The organism is Amycolatopsis sp. FBCC-B4732 (assembly GCF_023008405.1).
GTDB classification, from domain to species: domain Bacteria; phylum Actinomycetota; class Actinomycetes; order Mycobacteriales; family Pseudonocardiaceae; genus Amycolatopsis; species Amycolatopsis pretoriensis_A.
Genome location: NZ_CP095376.1, coordinates 1,827,810 through 1,842,416 on the forward strand (window position 1 = coordinate 1,827,810; position 14,607 = coordinate 1,842,416).

Annotated in this window: 15 protein-coding genes and 1 pseudogene; 7 read left to right on the forward strand and 9 right to left on the reverse strand. The window is 71.6% G+C overall.

Annotated elements, in window-relative coordinates; all coding sequences use genetic code 11:
* Positions 1-60 precede the first annotated feature (60 nt).
* On the forward strand, positions 61-729 hold the full coding sequence (locus MUY14_RS07650) for a response regulator transcription factor (protein ID WP_247022062.1): 669 nt from the start codon (positions 61-63) through the stop codon (positions 727-729).
* Here the strand turns inward: MUY14_RS07650 and MUY14_RS07655 are convergent.
* The gene (locus tag MUY14_RS07655; RefSeq protein WP_247022063.1) at positions 689-1,591 is read right to left on the reverse strand and encodes a hypothetical protein; all 903 of its coding nucleotides are present in this window, start codon (positions 1,589-1,591) and stop codon (positions 689-691) included. The genes MUY14_RS07650 and MUY14_RS07655 overlap by 41 nt on opposite strands.
* A gap of 145 nt (positions 1,592-1,736) precedes the next feature.
* On the opposite strand from MUY14_RS07655, the gene MUY14_RS07660 reads away from it, so the two are divergent.
* Entirely contained in the window at positions 1,737-3,329 is a 1,593-nt protein-coding gene (locus tag MUY14_RS07660; RefSeq protein ID WP_247022064.1) for a GAF domain-containing sensor histidine kinase, read from the forward strand.
* Between the two features lie 140 nt (positions 3,330-3,469).
* On the opposite strand, the gene MUY14_RS07665 is transcribed toward MUY14_RS07660, so the two are convergent.
* A complete protein-coding gene (locus MUY14_RS07665) occupies positions 3,470-4,009 on the reverse strand; it encodes an SRPBCC family protein (RefSeq protein ID WP_247022065.1) in 540 nt (179 codons plus the stop codon).
* 68 nt (positions 4,010-4,077) lie between these two features.
* Here MUY14_RS07665 and MUY14_RS07670 point away from each other — a divergent pair, with 68 nt between their 5' ends.
* On the forward strand, positions 4,078-4,548 hold the full coding sequence (locus MUY14_RS07670; RefSeq protein WP_247022066.1) for a MarR family winged helix-turn-helix transcriptional regulator: 471 nt from the start codon (positions 4,078-4,080) through the stop codon (positions 4,546-4,548).
* A 5-nt stretch (positions 4,549-4,553) separates the two neighbouring features.
* On the opposite strand, the gene wrbA is transcribed toward MUY14_RS07670, so the two are convergent.
* Positions 4,554-5,180, reverse strand: coding sequence for an NAD(P)H:quinone oxidoreductase (wrbA, locus tag MUY14_RS07675; protein ID WP_247022067.1), 627 nt, complete (start codon positions 5,178-5,180; stop codon positions 4,554-4,556).
* A 106-nt stretch (positions 5,181-5,286) separates the two neighbouring features.
* Between wrbA and MUY14_RS07680 the strand changes: the two are divergent.
* Positions 5,287-6,093 (forward strand): annotated as a pseudogene (locus MUY14_RS07680) (SAM-dependent methyltransferase).
* 7 nt (positions 6,094-6,100) lie between these two features.
* Complete coding sequence (locus MUY14_RS07685; protein ID WP_247022068.1) at positions 6,101-6,490, forward strand: RidA family protein; 390 nt, start codon at positions 6,101-6,103, stop codon at positions 6,488-6,490.
* Between the two features lie 32 nt (positions 6,491-6,522).
* On the opposite strand, the gene MUY14_RS07690 is transcribed toward MUY14_RS07685, so the two are convergent.
* From MUY14_RS07690 to MUY14_RS07700, 3 genes are read right to left on the reverse strand one after another with little or no spacing between them, the layout of a single operon-like run.
* The gene (locus tag MUY14_RS07690) at positions 6,523-6,822 is read right to left on the reverse strand and encodes an antibiotic biosynthesis monooxygenase (protein ID WP_247022069.1); all 300 of its coding nucleotides are present in this window, start codon (positions 6,820-6,822) and stop codon (positions 6,523-6,525) included.
* A gap of 9 nt (positions 6,823-6,831) precedes the next feature.
* Entirely contained in the window at positions 6,832-8,013 is a 1,182-nt protein-coding gene (locus MUY14_RS07695) for an NAD(P)/FAD-dependent oxidoreductase (protein ID WP_247022070.1), read from the reverse strand.
* A 25-nt stretch (positions 8,014-8,038) separates the two neighbouring features.
* Positions 8,039-8,500, reverse strand: a complete 462-nt coding sequence (locus MUY14_RS07700; protein ID WP_247022071.1) for a MarR family winged helix-turn-helix transcriptional regulator — start codon at positions 8,498-8,500, stop codon at positions 8,039-8,041.
* A 64-nt stretch (positions 8,501-8,564) separates the two neighbouring features.
* Between MUY14_RS07700 and MUY14_RS07705 the strand changes: the two genes are divergently transcribed.
* Together MUY14_RS07705 and MUY14_RS46815 are read left to right on the forward strand one after the other, a co-directional pair.
* Positions 8,565-9,176 carry a DUF3159 domain-containing protein gene (locus MUY14_RS07705; protein WP_247022072.1) on the forward strand — a complete coding sequence of 204 codons (612 nt, stop codon included), beginning with the start codon at positions 8,565-8,567 and terminating at the stop codon, positions 9,174-9,176.
* A 189-nt stretch (positions 9,177-9,365) separates the two neighbouring features.
* Positions 9,366-9,545, forward strand: coding sequence for an IS3 family transposase (locus MUY14_RS46815; RefSeq protein ID WP_396126841.1), 180 nt, complete (start codon positions 9,366-9,368; stop codon positions 9,543-9,545).
* A gap of 208 nt (positions 9,546-9,753) precedes the next feature.
* On the opposite strand, the gene MUY14_RS07715 is transcribed toward MUY14_RS46815, so the two are convergent.
* The 3 genes from MUY14_RS07715 to MUY14_RS07725 form a co-directional block, all read right to left on the reverse strand.
* Positions 9,754-10,488, reverse strand: coding sequence for a GAF and ANTAR domain-containing protein (locus tag MUY14_RS07715; protein ID WP_247022073.1), 735 nt, complete (start codon positions 10,486-10,488; stop codon positions 9,754-9,756).
* Positions 10,489-11,532: 1,044 nt separating this feature from the next.
* Positions 11,533-13,338: a glycoside hydrolase family 15 protein gene (locus tag MUY14_RS07720; protein ID WP_247022074.1), complete on the reverse strand. Its 1,806-nt coding sequence runs from the start codon at positions 13,336-13,338 to the stop codon at positions 11,533-11,535.
* Complete coding sequence (locus MUY14_RS07725; protein ID WP_247022075.1) at positions 13,335-14,516, reverse strand: glucose-6-phosphate dehydrogenase; 1,182 nt, start codon at positions 14,514-14,516, stop codon at positions 13,335-13,337. The genes MUY14_RS07720 and MUY14_RS07725 overlap by 4 nt, the downstream gene beginning before the upstream one ends.
* Positions 14,517-14,607: the final 91 nt, after the last annotated feature.

The window sequence follows — 14,607 nt, forward strand, 5'->3', positions numbered from 1 at the left end:
CTAGTGCCGCCGGACCTTTCTTCCGGGGTCGTTCGGCGCGGGCGGGCGTAGCCTGAGAACGTGGACGAAAACGCGCTCGTCATCACGGTCTTCCTGGTCGACGACCACGAACTCGTGCGGCGCGGGGTCGCCGAACTCGTCGACGACGAACCCGACCTGACCGTCGTCGGACAGGCTTCTTCGGTCGCGGAGGCCATGGCCAGGGTCCCCGCGCTGCGCCCGGACGTGGCGGTGCTCGACGTGCGGCTGCCCGACGGGAACGGCGTGGAGCTGTGCCGCGACCTGCGCGTGGCACTGCCCGGCCTGCGGTGCCTGATACTGACCTCTTTCACCGACGAGGATTCGATGGTCGAAGCGGTCCTGGCCGGCGCCGAGGGGTACGTCATCAAGGATGTGAAGGGTTTGCAGCTAATCGACGCCATCCGCCGGGTGGGGTCCGGCGAAACCCTGCTGGACACCCGGGCGGTCGCCGCACTCATGGCCGAGCTGCGGGCGAAGGCCGGGAAACCGGGTCCGCTGGCGGGGCTGAGCGAGCAGGAGCTCGTCCTGCTGGACCTGCTCGGGGAAAGCCTGACGAACCGGCAGATCGCCGAGCGGATGTTCCTCGCGGAGAAGACCGTCAAGAACTACGTGTCCCGGCTGCTGGCGAAGCTCGGGTTGGAGCGGCGGTCCCAGGCGGCGGTGCTGGTCACCGGGATCCACGACGCGGAGCGCCGTCCCGGCGGTTAGTGGCGAACGGGTGCTCGTCGCTGATCACGACGTCCTCGAGCGGTGTCCGCGCCGACGACGGCACCGCGGTGCCGTGGCCGAGGCGCAGCATGATCTGGGGCCAGAGCCCGCCGCCGAGCAGCTGCCGCAGTTCACGCCGGCTCGCCGGCTCGGCCATCGCCTGTGAGGAGAGTGCCGCCGAAATCCCGGCGGCGGCAGCCGTCAGCAGCACCCGCTGCATGGCCTGGCCGGCCTGGAGCCGGCCCAGGGCGGTGTCGTGCAGCGAGCCGATGACCACGACCAGCCGGTCGGGTTCGACGTCGAGGTCACTCCCGCCACCGGGACCCGGGGGTGCCGGCGGGACTTCGGCGTGGCGCATGATGTCGCGCAGCTGTGGCACCTGGTCGGCGGTGATGGTGGCCAGCCACGCGCGTTCCACCTCGGCCGCGCGCCGGAGCTGCCGCTGCACCGCGTCGGGGACGACGGCAGCGGTGAAGGGACGCCGGTTGCTCTGCCGGCCGGCGATGGCCGCCACGAGTTCCTCGTCGTGCGGGGCGATCGTCTCGTACCCGTGCGGCTGCACGACGGCGAGCAGGTCGGGCCGCCCCGCCGTGGGGAACAGCCGGACGTCGGCGTGGCTGCCCTGCGCCTTGATCGCCAGCCGGAGGTTGAGCAAGGCCGCACCGCAGTCCAGCATCCGTTCCCGTTGCTCGCTGTCGGTGCCGGTGGTGAGCGGATCCGCGTACAGCTCGACGGAATCCGGGGTGCACTGGAACCGCCACGGCCGGGCGGACAGCAGCGGCGGAGGAGCCGTGGCCGCGAGGAGGGCGGCGTGCACCTGGCTTGCGCTGAGGTGCCCGACGGGCATGACACCGGTCTTCATGGACGGCTCCGAACTCCTGGACTACTGGATGCGCTTTCACCGTCCGCCCGGGCCGCGGGCTCCGCCCAGTGCCGAACGGCCTCCGCCTCCGGGCGAAGGTCGTCGGTTGCGACCCGGATCGAGACCGCTGTGTCACAGTGGTGGCATGCCCGAGGAACCGACGTCGGGCCGGGACCGGATGGACGCGCTGCCGGCGGCCGTCCTCGCCTTTTCCGCCGGTCTGGAGCTCGAGACGACGCTGCGCCGGATCGTCACGGCCGCGGCCGGCCTGGTCGGCGCCCGGTACGGCGCGCTGGCCCTGCTCGACGAGGACGGCCGCACGACCGCGTTCGCCGTGACCGGCGTCGACGACGCCACGCGGGAGCGGCTGGGCCCGCCACCGGACGGCCACGGGCTGCTCGGCGAGCTGGTGACCGGCCGGGCCCCGGTACGCCTGGCCCGCCTCGGAACCGGTGGGTTCCCGCCGGCCCACCCGTCGATGCGCGCGTTCCTCGGCGTCCCGCTGCCGGTGCGGGGCGAGGTCCTCGGGCGGTTGTACCTCAGCCGCGAGCAGCCGTTCACCGCCGACGACGAACGAGCGACCGTGGCGCTGGCGGCGGCGGCCGGGATCGCGGTCGACAACGCGCGGCTCTACGAGGAGAGCCGGAGCAGGCAGCGGTGGCTGGAAGCCATCGGGGAGATCTCCGCCGAGCTCCTGGGCGGCACGGACGTCCGTGCGGTGCTGCACCTGATCGCGACCCGGGCCGCCGAGCTCACCGGCGCCGACGACGCGCTCATCGCGCTGCCCGAGTCGCCCGGTGGGGCATTGGTCGTCACGGTGTGCGCCGGCCCCGACGCCGACTTGCTGACCGGTCGCCGGATCCCGCTCGACGGGTCGACCTCGGGTGCGGTACTGCGCGACCACGTGCCGCGCAGCGTGCCGAGCCTGGCGTTCGACCTGGCCGGCGGCCTCGGCGTGGACCTCGGGCCGGCGCTGGTGGTGCGGTTGCGGTCCGGCTCGCGGTCCGGCGCGGCGGTGCTCCTGGCGATCCGCGGCCGCGGCGCGGCGCGGTTCGACGAGCACGAGCTGCAGCTGGTGTCCGCCTTCGCCGACCAGGCCGCGCTGGCGCTGCGGGACGCCGAAAGCCAGGCCGCCCGCCGGGAGCTGGACGTCGTGGTGGACCGCGACCGGATCGCCCGCGACCTCCACGACCACGTCATCCAGCGGTTGTTCGCGGTGGGCCTGGGGATCGAGGGCACCCGTCGCCGGTCCGGTTCGCCCGCGGTCACCAGCCGGCTCACCCAGCACATCGACCAGCTCCAGGACGTCATCGAGGAGATCCGCAGCGCGATCTTCGCCCTGCACGCGCAGCCGGGAGCCGGGCGGGGCCTGCGGGCCCGCCTGCAGAACGCGATCGCCGACACGACCGCCGACTCCGCGATCCGCACGACGGTGCGGCTGTCGGGTGCGTTCGACCGGGTGCCCGCCGGTCTGGCCGAGCACGCGGAGGCCGTCGTCCGCGAAGCGGTCACCAACGTCCTGCGGCACGCGAGGGCGGCCGAACTGGCGGTCACCGTGTCCCTGGACGGCGCCCTGGTCGTCGAGGTATCGGACACGGGGATCGGGATGCCGGAAGCCGTGGCCCGCAGCGGACTCCGCAACCTCGAGCAGCGCGCCGCGGAGGCGGGTGGATCGTTGCGGCTCGACCACCCGGCCGGAGGCGGAACCCGTCTGGTGTGGACGGTCCCCGTTCCCTGACGCCGGGCGACCCTGCGGACGTCACCGACCGGGTGGTCCTGCGTGACCCGTTCGGCACCAGCATCCGGTTCAACCAGCCACTGTCCGGTTCCCGAGCAAGCCGTCCGTTGTGGACGACTTGCACAGATCGGGTACCCGGGTCAGCCGGGGCGCAGCCGGTCGCGCAGACCGGCCGCGAGCCCGGCGACGGTCAGCAGATCGACCAGCCCACCGCCGTGCTCGACCAGCCGCGGCCGGCGTGCGCCGCTCAGCCGGAAGCGGAGGTGGACCCGGGTGGTGCCGCCGCCGTCGTCCGTGAGGCGGATCGCCCAGCTGATTTCGAGGTGGCCGCGGGTGGAGCGGTGGACCAGGGTGTGGGGCGGGTCGTGGGTGACGATCTCGAAGGTCGCGTCGCGGCCGCCCCAGTCGTCGATCACGTCGCCCGGGCTCAGGTGCTGCAGCGCGGGGTCGAGCCGGCGCAGGGCGCGGCGGCGCCGGGGAAGGAGCGCCTCGATCCCGGTGGGCAGGTACCAGCCCGCGCGGTTCTTGCCGAGCTGGGCGAACCAGGGCCAGACCCGCTCGGGCGGCGCGTCCAGGGTGAACCCGCGGTCCATCACGACGTCCGGGTGGGGGACGAGGTCGTCGCCGGGCACAGCGGCGGCGACCTCGTCCGCGCGGGGTGCCACTCCGAAGCCGATCACACTGACCACCACCGTTCCGTATCGAATGAAACCGTATCACTTGACGCCCTTTGGGGTAGGGTGCTCGCATGACCGGTAAGCCCAGGATCCGCGCCACCGACCGCCCGGGGGACGTGTCCCCCTTCGCATTGGGACTGCTGCTGCGCCGGGCGCACGCCCGGGCGGCGGGGGCGATGGCTGCCGCTATGCGCCCGCACGGGTTGGAGCTGAGGCACTTCGCCGTGTTGATCGTCCTCGCCGACCGCGGGCCGACGATGCAGCGGGACTTGGTCGAGGCGACGGGTTCGGACAAGGCCGGGGTCATGCGGGTCGTCGACGACCTGGAAGCGAAGGGGTTCGCGGTCCGCAACACCGTGCCGGGTGACCGGCGGGTGCGCGAGATCGAGATCACCCCGGCCGGCCTGAAGGCGTTCGACGCCGCACACGAGGAGGCGCTCACCCCGGCCCGGGAATTGGTCTCGCATCTGGGCGCCGGCGAGCCGGCGAAGCTGATGGACCTGCTGACCAGGTTCACCTATCCGCCCGTCGACGAGGCGTAGGCCGGTCATGCCGCGGCGAGTCCGTGCTTGAGGGCGGCGGCCATCGTCGCGACCCGGTGACCTTGCGAGCGTGCCGCCGTCGATGCCGTGTCGTCGACGGCGATCGAGCCGTCGTCGCCGGTGACGTGGCTTGCCCCATAAGGGTTTCCGCCGGAGTCGTCGTGGTGGTCCTTGTACCCGGGCGGGACGATGACGCCGCCGAAGTGATACGCGGAGTTGTACAGCGCCAACAGCGTCGATTCCTGGCCCCCGTGCGCGGACGCCGTCGAGGTGAATCCACTGTAGACCTTGTCCGCGAGCAGATCCCGCGTCCAGAGCCCGGACAGGGTGTCGAGGAACTGCTTGAGCTGGCTCGCGACGTTCCCGAACCGCGCCGGGGTGCCGAACACGATCGCGTCGGCCCAGAGCAGGTCGTCGTGCGTGGCCACCGGGATGTGCCCGGTGCCGGCCAGGTGCTCGACCCAGGCGCCGTTGCGGGCGATCGCCTGGACGGGCACGATCTCCTCGACGCGCCGTAGCCGCACCTCCGCCCCGGCGTCGGCGGCGCCGGCGCGCACGGCGTCGGCGAGGGTGAAGATCGTGCCGGTCGCGGAGTAGTAGACGACGGCGACGTGACAGGTCGGCTCGGGCATGACCGCATCTCCTCGGTGATTCATCACTCGGTGAATCCTTCACGAGTGAACGTATCACATGATACCGTCGCGAACGCAACCAAATAACTGCGTCGAGAGGAGGCGTATGGACCTGGACGGGATCGACGCGATCGGGCGGACCGCGTTCGAGGTGGCGCTGCTGCGCGCGGCCGAGGACCGCCGTCCGGACCGGCTGGCCGCCGATCCGTGCGCGCGGCTGTTCCTGGAGGCCGCCGGGATCACCGAACAGAAGCGGGACTTCGCCGCGCTGATGGGACCGCAGGTCGCCGTGCGGACGCGGTTCCTCGACGACGCCCTGCTGTCCGGCGGAGTTCGGCAGGTCGTGCTCGTGGCGTCCGGAATGGACGGACGTCCGTGACGGCTCGGCTGGCCCGACGGCACCGAGGTCTTCGAGATCGACCAAGCCCCGGTGCTCCGGTTCAAGGACGCCGCGGCGGCGTCCTTTACGGCCCGCTGTGTCCGGCGTCCCGTGGTCGCCGACCTGCGTTCGGACTGGGCCGGGCCGTTGCGGGCGGCCGGGTTCCGGCCCGGCCGGCCCACGGCGTGGCTGACCAAGGGCCTGCTCTACGCACTGGACGAGGCTGCCGCGGACGGGCTGCTGGCGGCCATCACCGGGCTCAGTGCGGCGGGCAGCACGCTCGCGTTCGACCACCTCGAGACCAGTGAACCCCTACGCGTGGCGATCGGTCCCGACCTGGCCCGGTTGTGGCGGTCGGGGCCGGTCGATCCGGCGCGATGGCTGACCCGGCACGGCTGGGAACCGGACATCAGCGAACTCGCCGACGTCGCCGCGAAGTACGGGCGGCGGATCCACCCGGCCTACGACCCGGCGGCCGGTGGCACAGCACGAGCGTGGCTGGGCCAGGCCGTGTTACTCGGACAAGAAAGGTGATCGGCCCATGAGCACCACGAAGTTCGTCACCCACCCCGACGGCGTGCACCAGCCGCCGGGCAACGCGTTCTCGCACGCGGTCGTCGCAGGTGGCCTGGTGCACACCTCGGGCCAGGTCGGCATCAACCCCGACGGTTTGCTGCTGGACGGTTTCGAGGGCCAGGCGCAGCAGGCGTTCGAGAACCTGAAGGTGGTGCTCGGCGCGTGCGGCGCCGGGCTGGCCGACGTGGTCAAGGTGAACGTCCTGGTCGCCGAGACCGCCGATGTCCGCAAGTACCTCCCGATCGCGGCCAGGTACCTCGCCGACCGCCCGGCGAGCACCCTGCACGCGGTGAAGGCCTTTGCCATGCCGGGGCTGCTGTTCGAGGTGGACGCGGTCGCGGTACTGCCGCGCTGAGAGGCGGTTCCGGGGAACCTCCCCGGAACCGCTCACTTCGCCGGCACGTGCGTCGACGACACCGTGAACTGCTGCACCACCGGCCGGGCGATCGCCCACGCGGGCGCCATCCGCTCCCGCGTCGCCGGATCTTCCATCATCGTGCGGACGGCCGCCGCGCCGGTCCACCGGGCGTGGTTGACGACCGTGGTGCCGTCGGGGGTGGCCAGCAGGTCTGCCGTCACGAAGCCGGGCTGGTGGCGCAGCACCTCCTCGGCATTGGCGCGCAACAGGTCCAGGAGTTCTCGCTGTTTTCCGGGCGGGACCGTGAAGGTCGAGATCACCACGAGCACGTCTGCTCCTCAGCTGACCGGGAACATGCGCTGCTTGACCGGCGGCAGCGCTTCGGCGAGGCGCAGTACCGTCCGGAAGGCGTGCCGCGGCAGCCGGGACGTCGTCGCCGCGCCGCGGGCGTTGCGGGTGGACAGCGCCAGCGCCGCGTTGGCGTAACCGCGCATTTCGTCTTCGTAGCCCGGCACACCGCCGTCGCCGGCCAGGTGCCGGCGCAGCGTGCCGGCGTCGCGCAACGCCGTGTTGGCGCCGATCCCGGCCATCGGGGTCATGGTGTGGATCGCGTCGCCCAGCAGGGTGACGGCCGTCGGTGCCCACCGCGGCAGCTCCGGCATGGTCTTGAGCGGGATTGCCGCGACGGTCGCCGGATCGGTCTCGGCGATGATCCGCCGGAGCGGGGGCGCCCAGGTGGCGGTCCGGTCCCGGACCAGCTCGAGCAGGTCGGTGCTGCCGAGGTCGCCCGGGTAGGTCGAGCGGTCCGCGGCCCACGCCCACACCACGTACCGCGTCTCGGCGCCGGCGTCCCAGGTGGACAGGAACATCCAGCCGGGCCGGGCGGGCACCACGTTGTTGACGGCGCCGTCGATGAGCATCGCCGGCAACGCGCTTGCGAGCTCGGGAGTCAGCCGGACGCGGCCGGCGACGTTGACGATGCCCAGGTCCTGACGTCGGAGGTCAGGCAGCCGCTGCTCGCGGAGGCGGGAGTTCGCGCCGTCGGCGCCGACGAGCAGGTCCGCGTCGATCGCGCGGCCGTCGGCGCTGTACACGCGGACGCCGTCGCCGGTGTACTCGAAGCGGTCGAACGAGGTGCCCCAGCGGATCACGTCGTCGCAGCCGAGGAGCAGGGCGTCGCGCAGCGCGTCACGGTTCACCGCCCGCCGGCGCGTGACGGGATCGGTGTTGGCCGGGGTGCCGGTGTGGTCGCGCTCGGCGAGCACCCGCAGGTCTTGGTCGTGGAAGCGGACGATGTCCGGCGCCGGGGCCGACGTCTCGATCAGCCGCGCCCAGTTCTCTCCGGGGAGACAGGCGTGCAGGGCGCGCAGGCCGTCGGCGTTGAGGTGGATGCCGTAGCCGGCGGGCCGGGAGTCCCGGGTCGGGTGGCGTTCGAGTACGACGACGTCCACGCCGTCGCGGCACAGTCCGTGGGCCAGGCACAGGCCGCCGAGCCCGGCGCCGGCGATGACGACTCGCATGAAGGTTCTCCCAATCGGTGGTGGATCAGGCTTCGCCGGGAAAGGCGAGCCGGGTGAGCAGGTCCAGGAGGAGCCGGACGTCGCCGAGGCCTTCGCGCAGGTGCGCGGCGACGGGCTCGGCGTGCCGGTGGGCGGTGTCGAACACGGCTGTGCCGGCGGGGGTCGGGGTGATCGTGTGCACCCGCCGGTCGCCGGGTCGCGGGTCGCGGGTGACGAGCCCGGCGCGCTCGAGGTCGTCGACGACGCGGACCATCGTGGTCTTGTCGCTGCCGACGGCGCCGACCAGCGCCCGCTGGCTCATCGGCCCACTGCGGTGGAGCGCGACGAGCACGATGAAGTGCCGGAACTCCAGCTCCAGCGGCCGCAGGACGCCCAGCAGCTCCGCGGCGACGCGGTCGTGGGCGCGCCGCAGCAGCAGGCCGAGGGCGAACGGGGATTCGTCGCCCGGTCCGTCCGTCGCTCTCGCCGTGCCCAGCCGCATCGTCATGACCGAGAACGTATCAGTCGATACAACCTTGTGCAAGAAAGTTTCATGTGAGACGTTCTCTGGTGTGAACACGAACCACGAAGTCCGCGTCCCGTCCGAACCCGCGGCCCCGCCGCGCAAGAACCGCTGGGAGACCGCCGTGGTGACCGCCGCGCCGACGGTGGCGTTCGTGGCCGCCAACGCCGTCGGCGATCTCACCGCAGGCCTCGTGACCGCCGCGGGCACCGCGATCGCCGCGTTCGGCTGGCGGCTGTATCGGCGTCAGCCGCTGCGCCAGGCCGCGCTGGGCTTGCTGCTGGTCGCGGCGTGCGCGGTGGTGGCCGCCGTCACCGGTGAGGCGCGCGGGTTCTTCCTCATCCCCGCGCTGATTCCGTTCGCGGTCATCGCCGTCTGCCTGACGACCGTCCTCATCGGACGCCCACTGACCGGCCTCATCCTCAACCGCGTCGCCGGCGGCCCCGCCGACTGGCGGTCGGTGCCCCGGCTGCGGCGGATCCACACGGTCTCGACGCTCACCTGCGCGGCGGTCAACGTCGTCAACGGTGCGCTCCAGGTGAGCTTCTACCGGGGCAACCAGCCCCTGGTCCTGGGCGCGGTGCACATCGCGACGGGCCCGGTGTTCGCCGTCATCGTGGCGGTGACGATCGCCTGCGTCCGCCGCGCCCGGCGTCCCTGACCTGTCATCCACGGCGGCGGGCGGAAGTCGTTATGGCCGGCCGGCAGCTCGCCACGGCGGCGCCACGCCCGCCAGTGCCTGGCCGACCGCGATCGTGCGGGGCACTCAAGCTGCAGGTCGGTCACGAATTTTCGGGTGAGGCTATAACGGGAGTCGGCCCCGTCGGCTCGCGCGGTCCGGGACGAATGGCTGAAGGAGGGGATTCTCCGGGTGTGGCGTGGGCCGGGACGTGGTCTGTGCGGGGCACGGAAGGTCTGGGGCCAGCTCCATCGCGAGGGCATCGAGGTGGCGCGGTGCAAGGTCGAGCGGCTGATGCGCGAGCTGGGCATCGGGGCGACCGACCCGCCCCGGAGACGACGGGCTGGCTGAGGCGCTTCCGGTGCTGCTCGTGTCGGCCGGTCTGCTGCCGGGTGGCGAGCCCGCGGGCGCTGTCACGCTGACCTGGAAAGCACCTCGCTCCGTGGCACTGCGGCCGACGACAAGCCGGTCAGCTCGCGCCGGCCTCGGCTTGGCTTCGAGGGCGGCGACGAACGAGATGCATACGTATGATTTTGCGGATCGTAGATTTGATCGGCGGTCAGTCAGCGGTCCTCGGCCGACTCGAAACCTCGACGACGAATCGGCCGGCGACGTCGCGCAGCTTGGTGTTGGTCTGCTGGGATTCGGTGACCAGTCTCCGCATGGCGGTTTCGGCGTCGACGCGGTGAATGGCCATGAGCATGCCCTTGGCTTGTTCGATCACCGCGCGGGACCGCATGGCGGTGGTGAGGTGCTCGCACTGTTCGGCCGCGTGACGGTAGCGGCGCGCGCTGCGCAGCCCGAACGAGACGAGGGTGGTGTAGACGGTGATCAGGTGCGATTCCGCCGCGGCGAACCCGTGGTCGCCGAAGCCGAACAGGTTCAGCGCACCGGCGAGCGTGTCATCCACGCGCAGGGGCGCGGCCAGGTAGCTGCCGACGCCGAAAGCGGAGGCGTGGCGGGCGAACTCGGGAAACCGGTCGGCCGCGTCCGGCATGGCGATCCGCACGACGTCACCGGTTTCGGCGGCGCGCAGGCAGGGGCCGGTACCGGCCTGGTACTGGCCGCGGTCGATCTCGACCGCGCGCGGGTCGGAGTGCGCGGCGGTTTCGGGTTCACCGTGGTGGAAGGCGGTGATGCTCGCCATATCGGCATCGGGGAACGCTCGCACAGCCTCGGCGACGATGGTGTCGAGAACGTTTTGTTCGCCTTCGTCGCTCTCGAAGGACTCGGTCAGCGATCGGGCCGCGCCGGCGAGCTCGTCGAACGCGCGGGGCAGGTCGTGGTCGAGCATGGTCGCTCCTGTCGAACCGTGGCGGGTGCGTGCGGAGGCCGATCCCGGTCTCGTGCCGCCGCTGTGGTTTCAACGGAGCGGTCGGAAGCGTAACCGCCGGCACCGACACTTTCCGAGCAGCGGCGGTCCAGCGTCGCACGTGATCGGGGGAAGGGCCGGTAGTTGCGCTGGATGCCGCCGGGACAGCCCCACAGTGGATGGGCAGTGTGGTTGATCACATCCGGTGGTCGTTTCGCGCGAGCCGCGTGTGAGACGGTGCGAAAGGGGTATGCGCCGGTGTCTTGCGTACGCGCAAGGCGGCTGAAAAGGGGTGGCGCCGGTTCAGCCAGCAGCCGGCGCCACCGCCGGGTCGGGAATTTTCGACCGGCGTTCTCGAGCGGCGCCGTCTGCCGGGGACGTGGTTGCGTCATGCCTGGTCGAGCCGAGGGTAGAGCACCTCCTTGACCAGCAGGAGAATCGCCGCGGCGATGGGAATGGCGCGATGGCCAGCAGCGCCGCGTTGGGCACCCCGAAGACCAGCAGCCAGACCAGGGTGAGCGCGCCGGCGATCACGGAGACGGCCAGGTTGCCCAAGACGTAACCGCCGGCCTTGGCCAAGATGTCGTCTCCGGTCAGGATGGCGCGTGGCCGCTTGCCCGCGCCCAGGACGCCACTGGTGACGGCGGTGGCCCGCTGGCGTCAGCCGGTCGGCGTGGGCCAGGCACAGCCTGCCGGCATCGCCGTCCTCGTCGGTGACGACCGCGGCGACCGGTTTCCGCACGCGGGCTGTGGAGCCGGTCGTAGCTCCACTCGCGGCCGCAGCCGATGACGGCGCACCGGGCCCGGTCGGCGTCGGACCGCAGCGTCATCCCGTGGACGGAGCAGACGCCCCGCGGAACGTCGGCGTCCGCGGCCGGCGCGCGCAGCTCGGTCGGCACGGCTCGGGCGTCTTCTGCTCACGCATCGTCGTCCTTGGAGGTGAGGGAGCGGGAGGAGGAAATCGATCCGCTTTTGCTTACCCAGCAGCGAATCCGGGTAATCGGATCGTCTCGGGTGAATCGTGGCTCACCCGTCCAAGGCGCGGTCGAGGTTGATCGCGGAGCTGATCAGGGACAGGTGGGTGAACGCCTGGGGAAAGTTGCCCAGCTGGTCGCCGGTCAGGCCGATCTGCTCGGCGTACAGACCGACGTGGTTGGCGTAGGTGAACATCTTTTCCAGCGCCAGCCGGGCGTCTTCCACCCGGCCGGTGCGGGCCAGGGCTTCCACGTACCAGAACGAGCAGATGGAGAACGTGCCTTCGGCGCCGTCCACCCCGTCCGGTGCCTCGTCCGGGTCGTAGCGGAAGACCAGGCTGTCGACGACGAGGGACCGCTCGAGGGCGGCCATGGTGGAGACGAACCGCGGGTCGGTGGGACTGCAGAACTTCACCAGGGGCATCAGCAGCAGCGACGCATCCGGGGCGAAACCGTCGTAGCGCTGGGAAAAGCTGTTCTCCTCGGCACTCCAGCCGCGGGTCTGGATCTGCTCGTAGATCTCGTCGCGGACGCTCGTCCAGCGGCCGAGGTCGGCCGGCAGGCCCCGGCGGCGGGCGACGCGGATCATGCGCTCGATCCCCACCCAGCACATCAGCCGGGAGAACGTGTGGTCCTGCCGCCCGGAGCGCGCTTCCCAGATCCCTTCGTCCGGCTGGTCCCAGTGCTCGAACAGCCAGTCCAGCACCCGGACGAGGTTGTGCCACGCCTGGTGGGAAATGCCGGCGCTGTACTTGTCGAACAGGTAGATCGAGTCGATCAGCTCGCCGTAGATGTCCAGTTGCAGCTGCCGGGCCGCGGCGTTGCCGATCCGGACCGGCGCGGAGCCGCGGTAGCCCTCCCAGTGGTCGAGGACTTCTTCTTCGCGCGCGGGTTCGCCGTCGATGGTGTACATCACCCGCAACGGGCCGAGGTCGCCGTCGCCGGGGTCGTCGAAGCGATCGGTGAGCCAGCTGAAGAAGTCCTCCGCTTCGCAGGTGAAACCCAGGCGCAGCAAGGCGTAGAGCGAAAAGGCGGCGTCCCGGATCCACACGTGCCGGTAGTCCCAATTGCGCTCGCCGCCGACCTGTTCCGGCAGCCCGCAGGTCGGCGCGGCGATGATCGCGCCGGACGGTTCGTGGGTGAGCAGTTTCAGCAGCAGCGCGGAGCGGTGCACCATCTCCCGCCAGCGGCCGGTGTAGGTGGACTGCTCGATCCAGGACCGCCAGAACCCCACCGTGGCCCGGAAGAGGTCTTCGACCTCGTCGTCCAGCGGGCCGGCGGGCAGGTCGCCGTCGAGCACCTCGAGCACGAACACGGCGGTGTCGCCGGGGCCGAGGTCGAACTCGCCGCCGAGACCGCCGTCGGCGGGCTCCAGCGGGATCGACGTGCGCAGGCCCAGCCGCAGCCCCGGGCCTTCGAAGACGGTCCCGGTCCCGTCGGTTTCGGTCCGGTGTGCCGCGCGGCCGTAGTCGAAGCGGGGGCGGACGTCGGTCCTCAGGCGGACGTGGCCGCGGATGTTGACGACCCGGCGCACCAGCCGCTGCCGGTGCTCCGGGTCGCGCCGGCACCGGATCGGCATGAAGTCCTGGACCTCGACGATGCCGTCCTCGGTGAGGAAGCGGGTGACCAGGATGTTGGAGTCGGGGATGTAGAACTGGTGCCGGTTGGTCACTTCGCACACGGGGTGCAGCGCCCACCGGCCGCCGTCGTCGGCGTCGAGCAGGGCGCCGAACACGCTGGGGGAGTCGAACCGGGGTGCGCAGAACCAGCTGATCCCGCCGTCGGTGCCGACGACGGCGGCGGTGCGCAGGTCGCCGATGAGACCGTGCTCGGCGATCGGGAGGTACCGCTCGCTCATCGGCCCGCCGCGTTCCGCGGTCCCTGCGAACCGCGGTCGTACCGCCGGGTGGGCGGCGGCGAGTCCAGTACCGGCGCGGCCACCTCCCACAGCCGCTCGACCTCCTCGGCGCTGTTGAACCAGGTCCGGTCACCCCGCAGCGCGTCGTGCAGCAAGTGCGCGTACGGCGTCGCTTCCGACTCGTCGGCGAGGTCGAAGCGGTGCGGACCGGCCGTGACCACGATGTGTGTCTCGGCCAGTGCCTTGCCGGTCCGCAGGCGGAAGGGCACGCCTTGCCAGCGCCCGGTGTCGACGAATGCGTCCAGCTCGACATACGTTTCCCGGTCGGATTCCGGGTCGACGTCGTCTTCGTCGCGGTAGCCCTCGTACTGGCCGAACACCGTGCGTTCCGGGTCGAAGGGCCGCAGCGCGCGGAACACCGCCAGTTTCGCGGCGTGCAGGCTGTCCGCGTCGAGGGCGTCCGGGGGATCCATGGCCAGGACGCCGAGGACCTGGCACAGGTGGGTGGGGATCATGTCGCGGAAGGTGCCGGTGGACTCCATGAACGACCCGCGGCCTTCGATGTCGATTTCTTCGGGCACGTCGATCCGCACGGACGACACCGGCCCGGTCACTGTCCCGGCCAGGTCTCGGACCGCGTCCTTGCCCAGGAAGTGGTCGATCCGGAAGATCCGCTCTTCGGGGAAGACAGCCCGTACGGTCTCGTTGAGCTCGCGTGCGGAGGCGAGGTCGTGGCCGAACGGCTTCTCGACGATCAGGCGCGCGTCCTCGGCCAGACCGGTGTCACCGAGCATGCGCACCATGGGCCCCATCGCCTCCGGCGGCACGGACAGGTACAGCATCGTCCGGGCGCCGTCGCCCAGCTCCGCGCGCGCCGCGCGCACGGCCGCGGCGAGGTCTTCACCGTCGTCGCTGTCGGACGTCACGAACGAGAGGTGGCCGGCGAAGGCATCCCAGGTCGCCGTGTCGACATCGCCGAACTCCCGGACGTCCCGGCCGAGGGTGTCGCGGAATTCACGGTCACTTCCCGGCGACGTCCTCCCCGTGCCGATGACGCGGAATCCGTCCGGCAGGCCGCCCGCGCGCCACAGCTGGACAACCCCGGGGAACAGCAGCCGCTTGGCCAGATCGCCGGTGGCACCGAAGATCACCAGGACGTGCGGAGGGATCTCCGACATAGGGCACCTCGTTCGATGGCGGGGTCTCGCATTGATCGGATGCTAAGCGGCCGCTCGGGGCCTCGCACCGCGAAGGACGGCCGGCTGTCCT

Excerpts from the sequence above, each read along its gene's own strand:
- MUY14_RS07715 (WP_247022073.1), bottom strand. The coding sequence starts at position 10,488 with ATGCTCGACCACGACCTGCCCCGCGCGTTCGACGAGCTCGCCGGCGCG.
- MUY14_RS07660 (WP_247022064.1), top strand. The coding sequence starts at position 1,737 with ATGCCCGAGGAACCGACGTCGGGCCGGGACCGGATGGACGCGCTGCCG.
- wrbA (WP_247022067.1), bottom strand. The coding sequence starts at position 5,180 with ATGCCCGAGCCGACCTGTCACGTCGCCGTCGTCTACTACTCCGCGACC.
- MUY14_RS07670 (WP_247022066.1), top strand. The coding sequence starts at position 4,078 with ATGACCGGTAAGCCCAGGATCCGCGCCACCGACCGCCCGGGGGACGTG.
- MUY14_RS07700 (WP_247022071.1), bottom strand. The coding sequence starts at position 8,500 with ATGACGATGCGGCTGGGCACGGCGAGAGCGACGGACGGACCGGGCGAC.
- MUY14_RS07655 (WP_247022063.1), bottom strand. The coding sequence starts at position 1,591 with ATGAAGACCGGTGTCATGCCCGTCGGGCACCTCAGCGCAAGCCAGGTG.
- MUY14_RS07685 (WP_247022068.1), top strand. The coding sequence starts at position 6,101 with ATGAGCACCACGAAGTTCGTCACCCACCCCGACGGCGTGCACCAGCCG.
- MUY14_RS07725 (WP_247022075.1), bottom strand. The coding sequence starts at position 14,516 with ATGTCGGAGATCCCTCCGCACGTCCTGGTGATCTTCGGTGCCACCGGC.
- MUY14_RS07695 (WP_247022070.1), bottom strand. The coding sequence starts at position 8,013 with ATGCGAGTCGTCATCGCCGGCGCCGGGCTCGGCGGCCTGTGCCTGGCC.
- MUY14_RS07720 (WP_247022074.1), bottom strand. The coding sequence starts at position 13,338 with ATGAGCGAGCGGTACCTCCCGATCGCCGAGCACGGTCTCATCGGCGAC.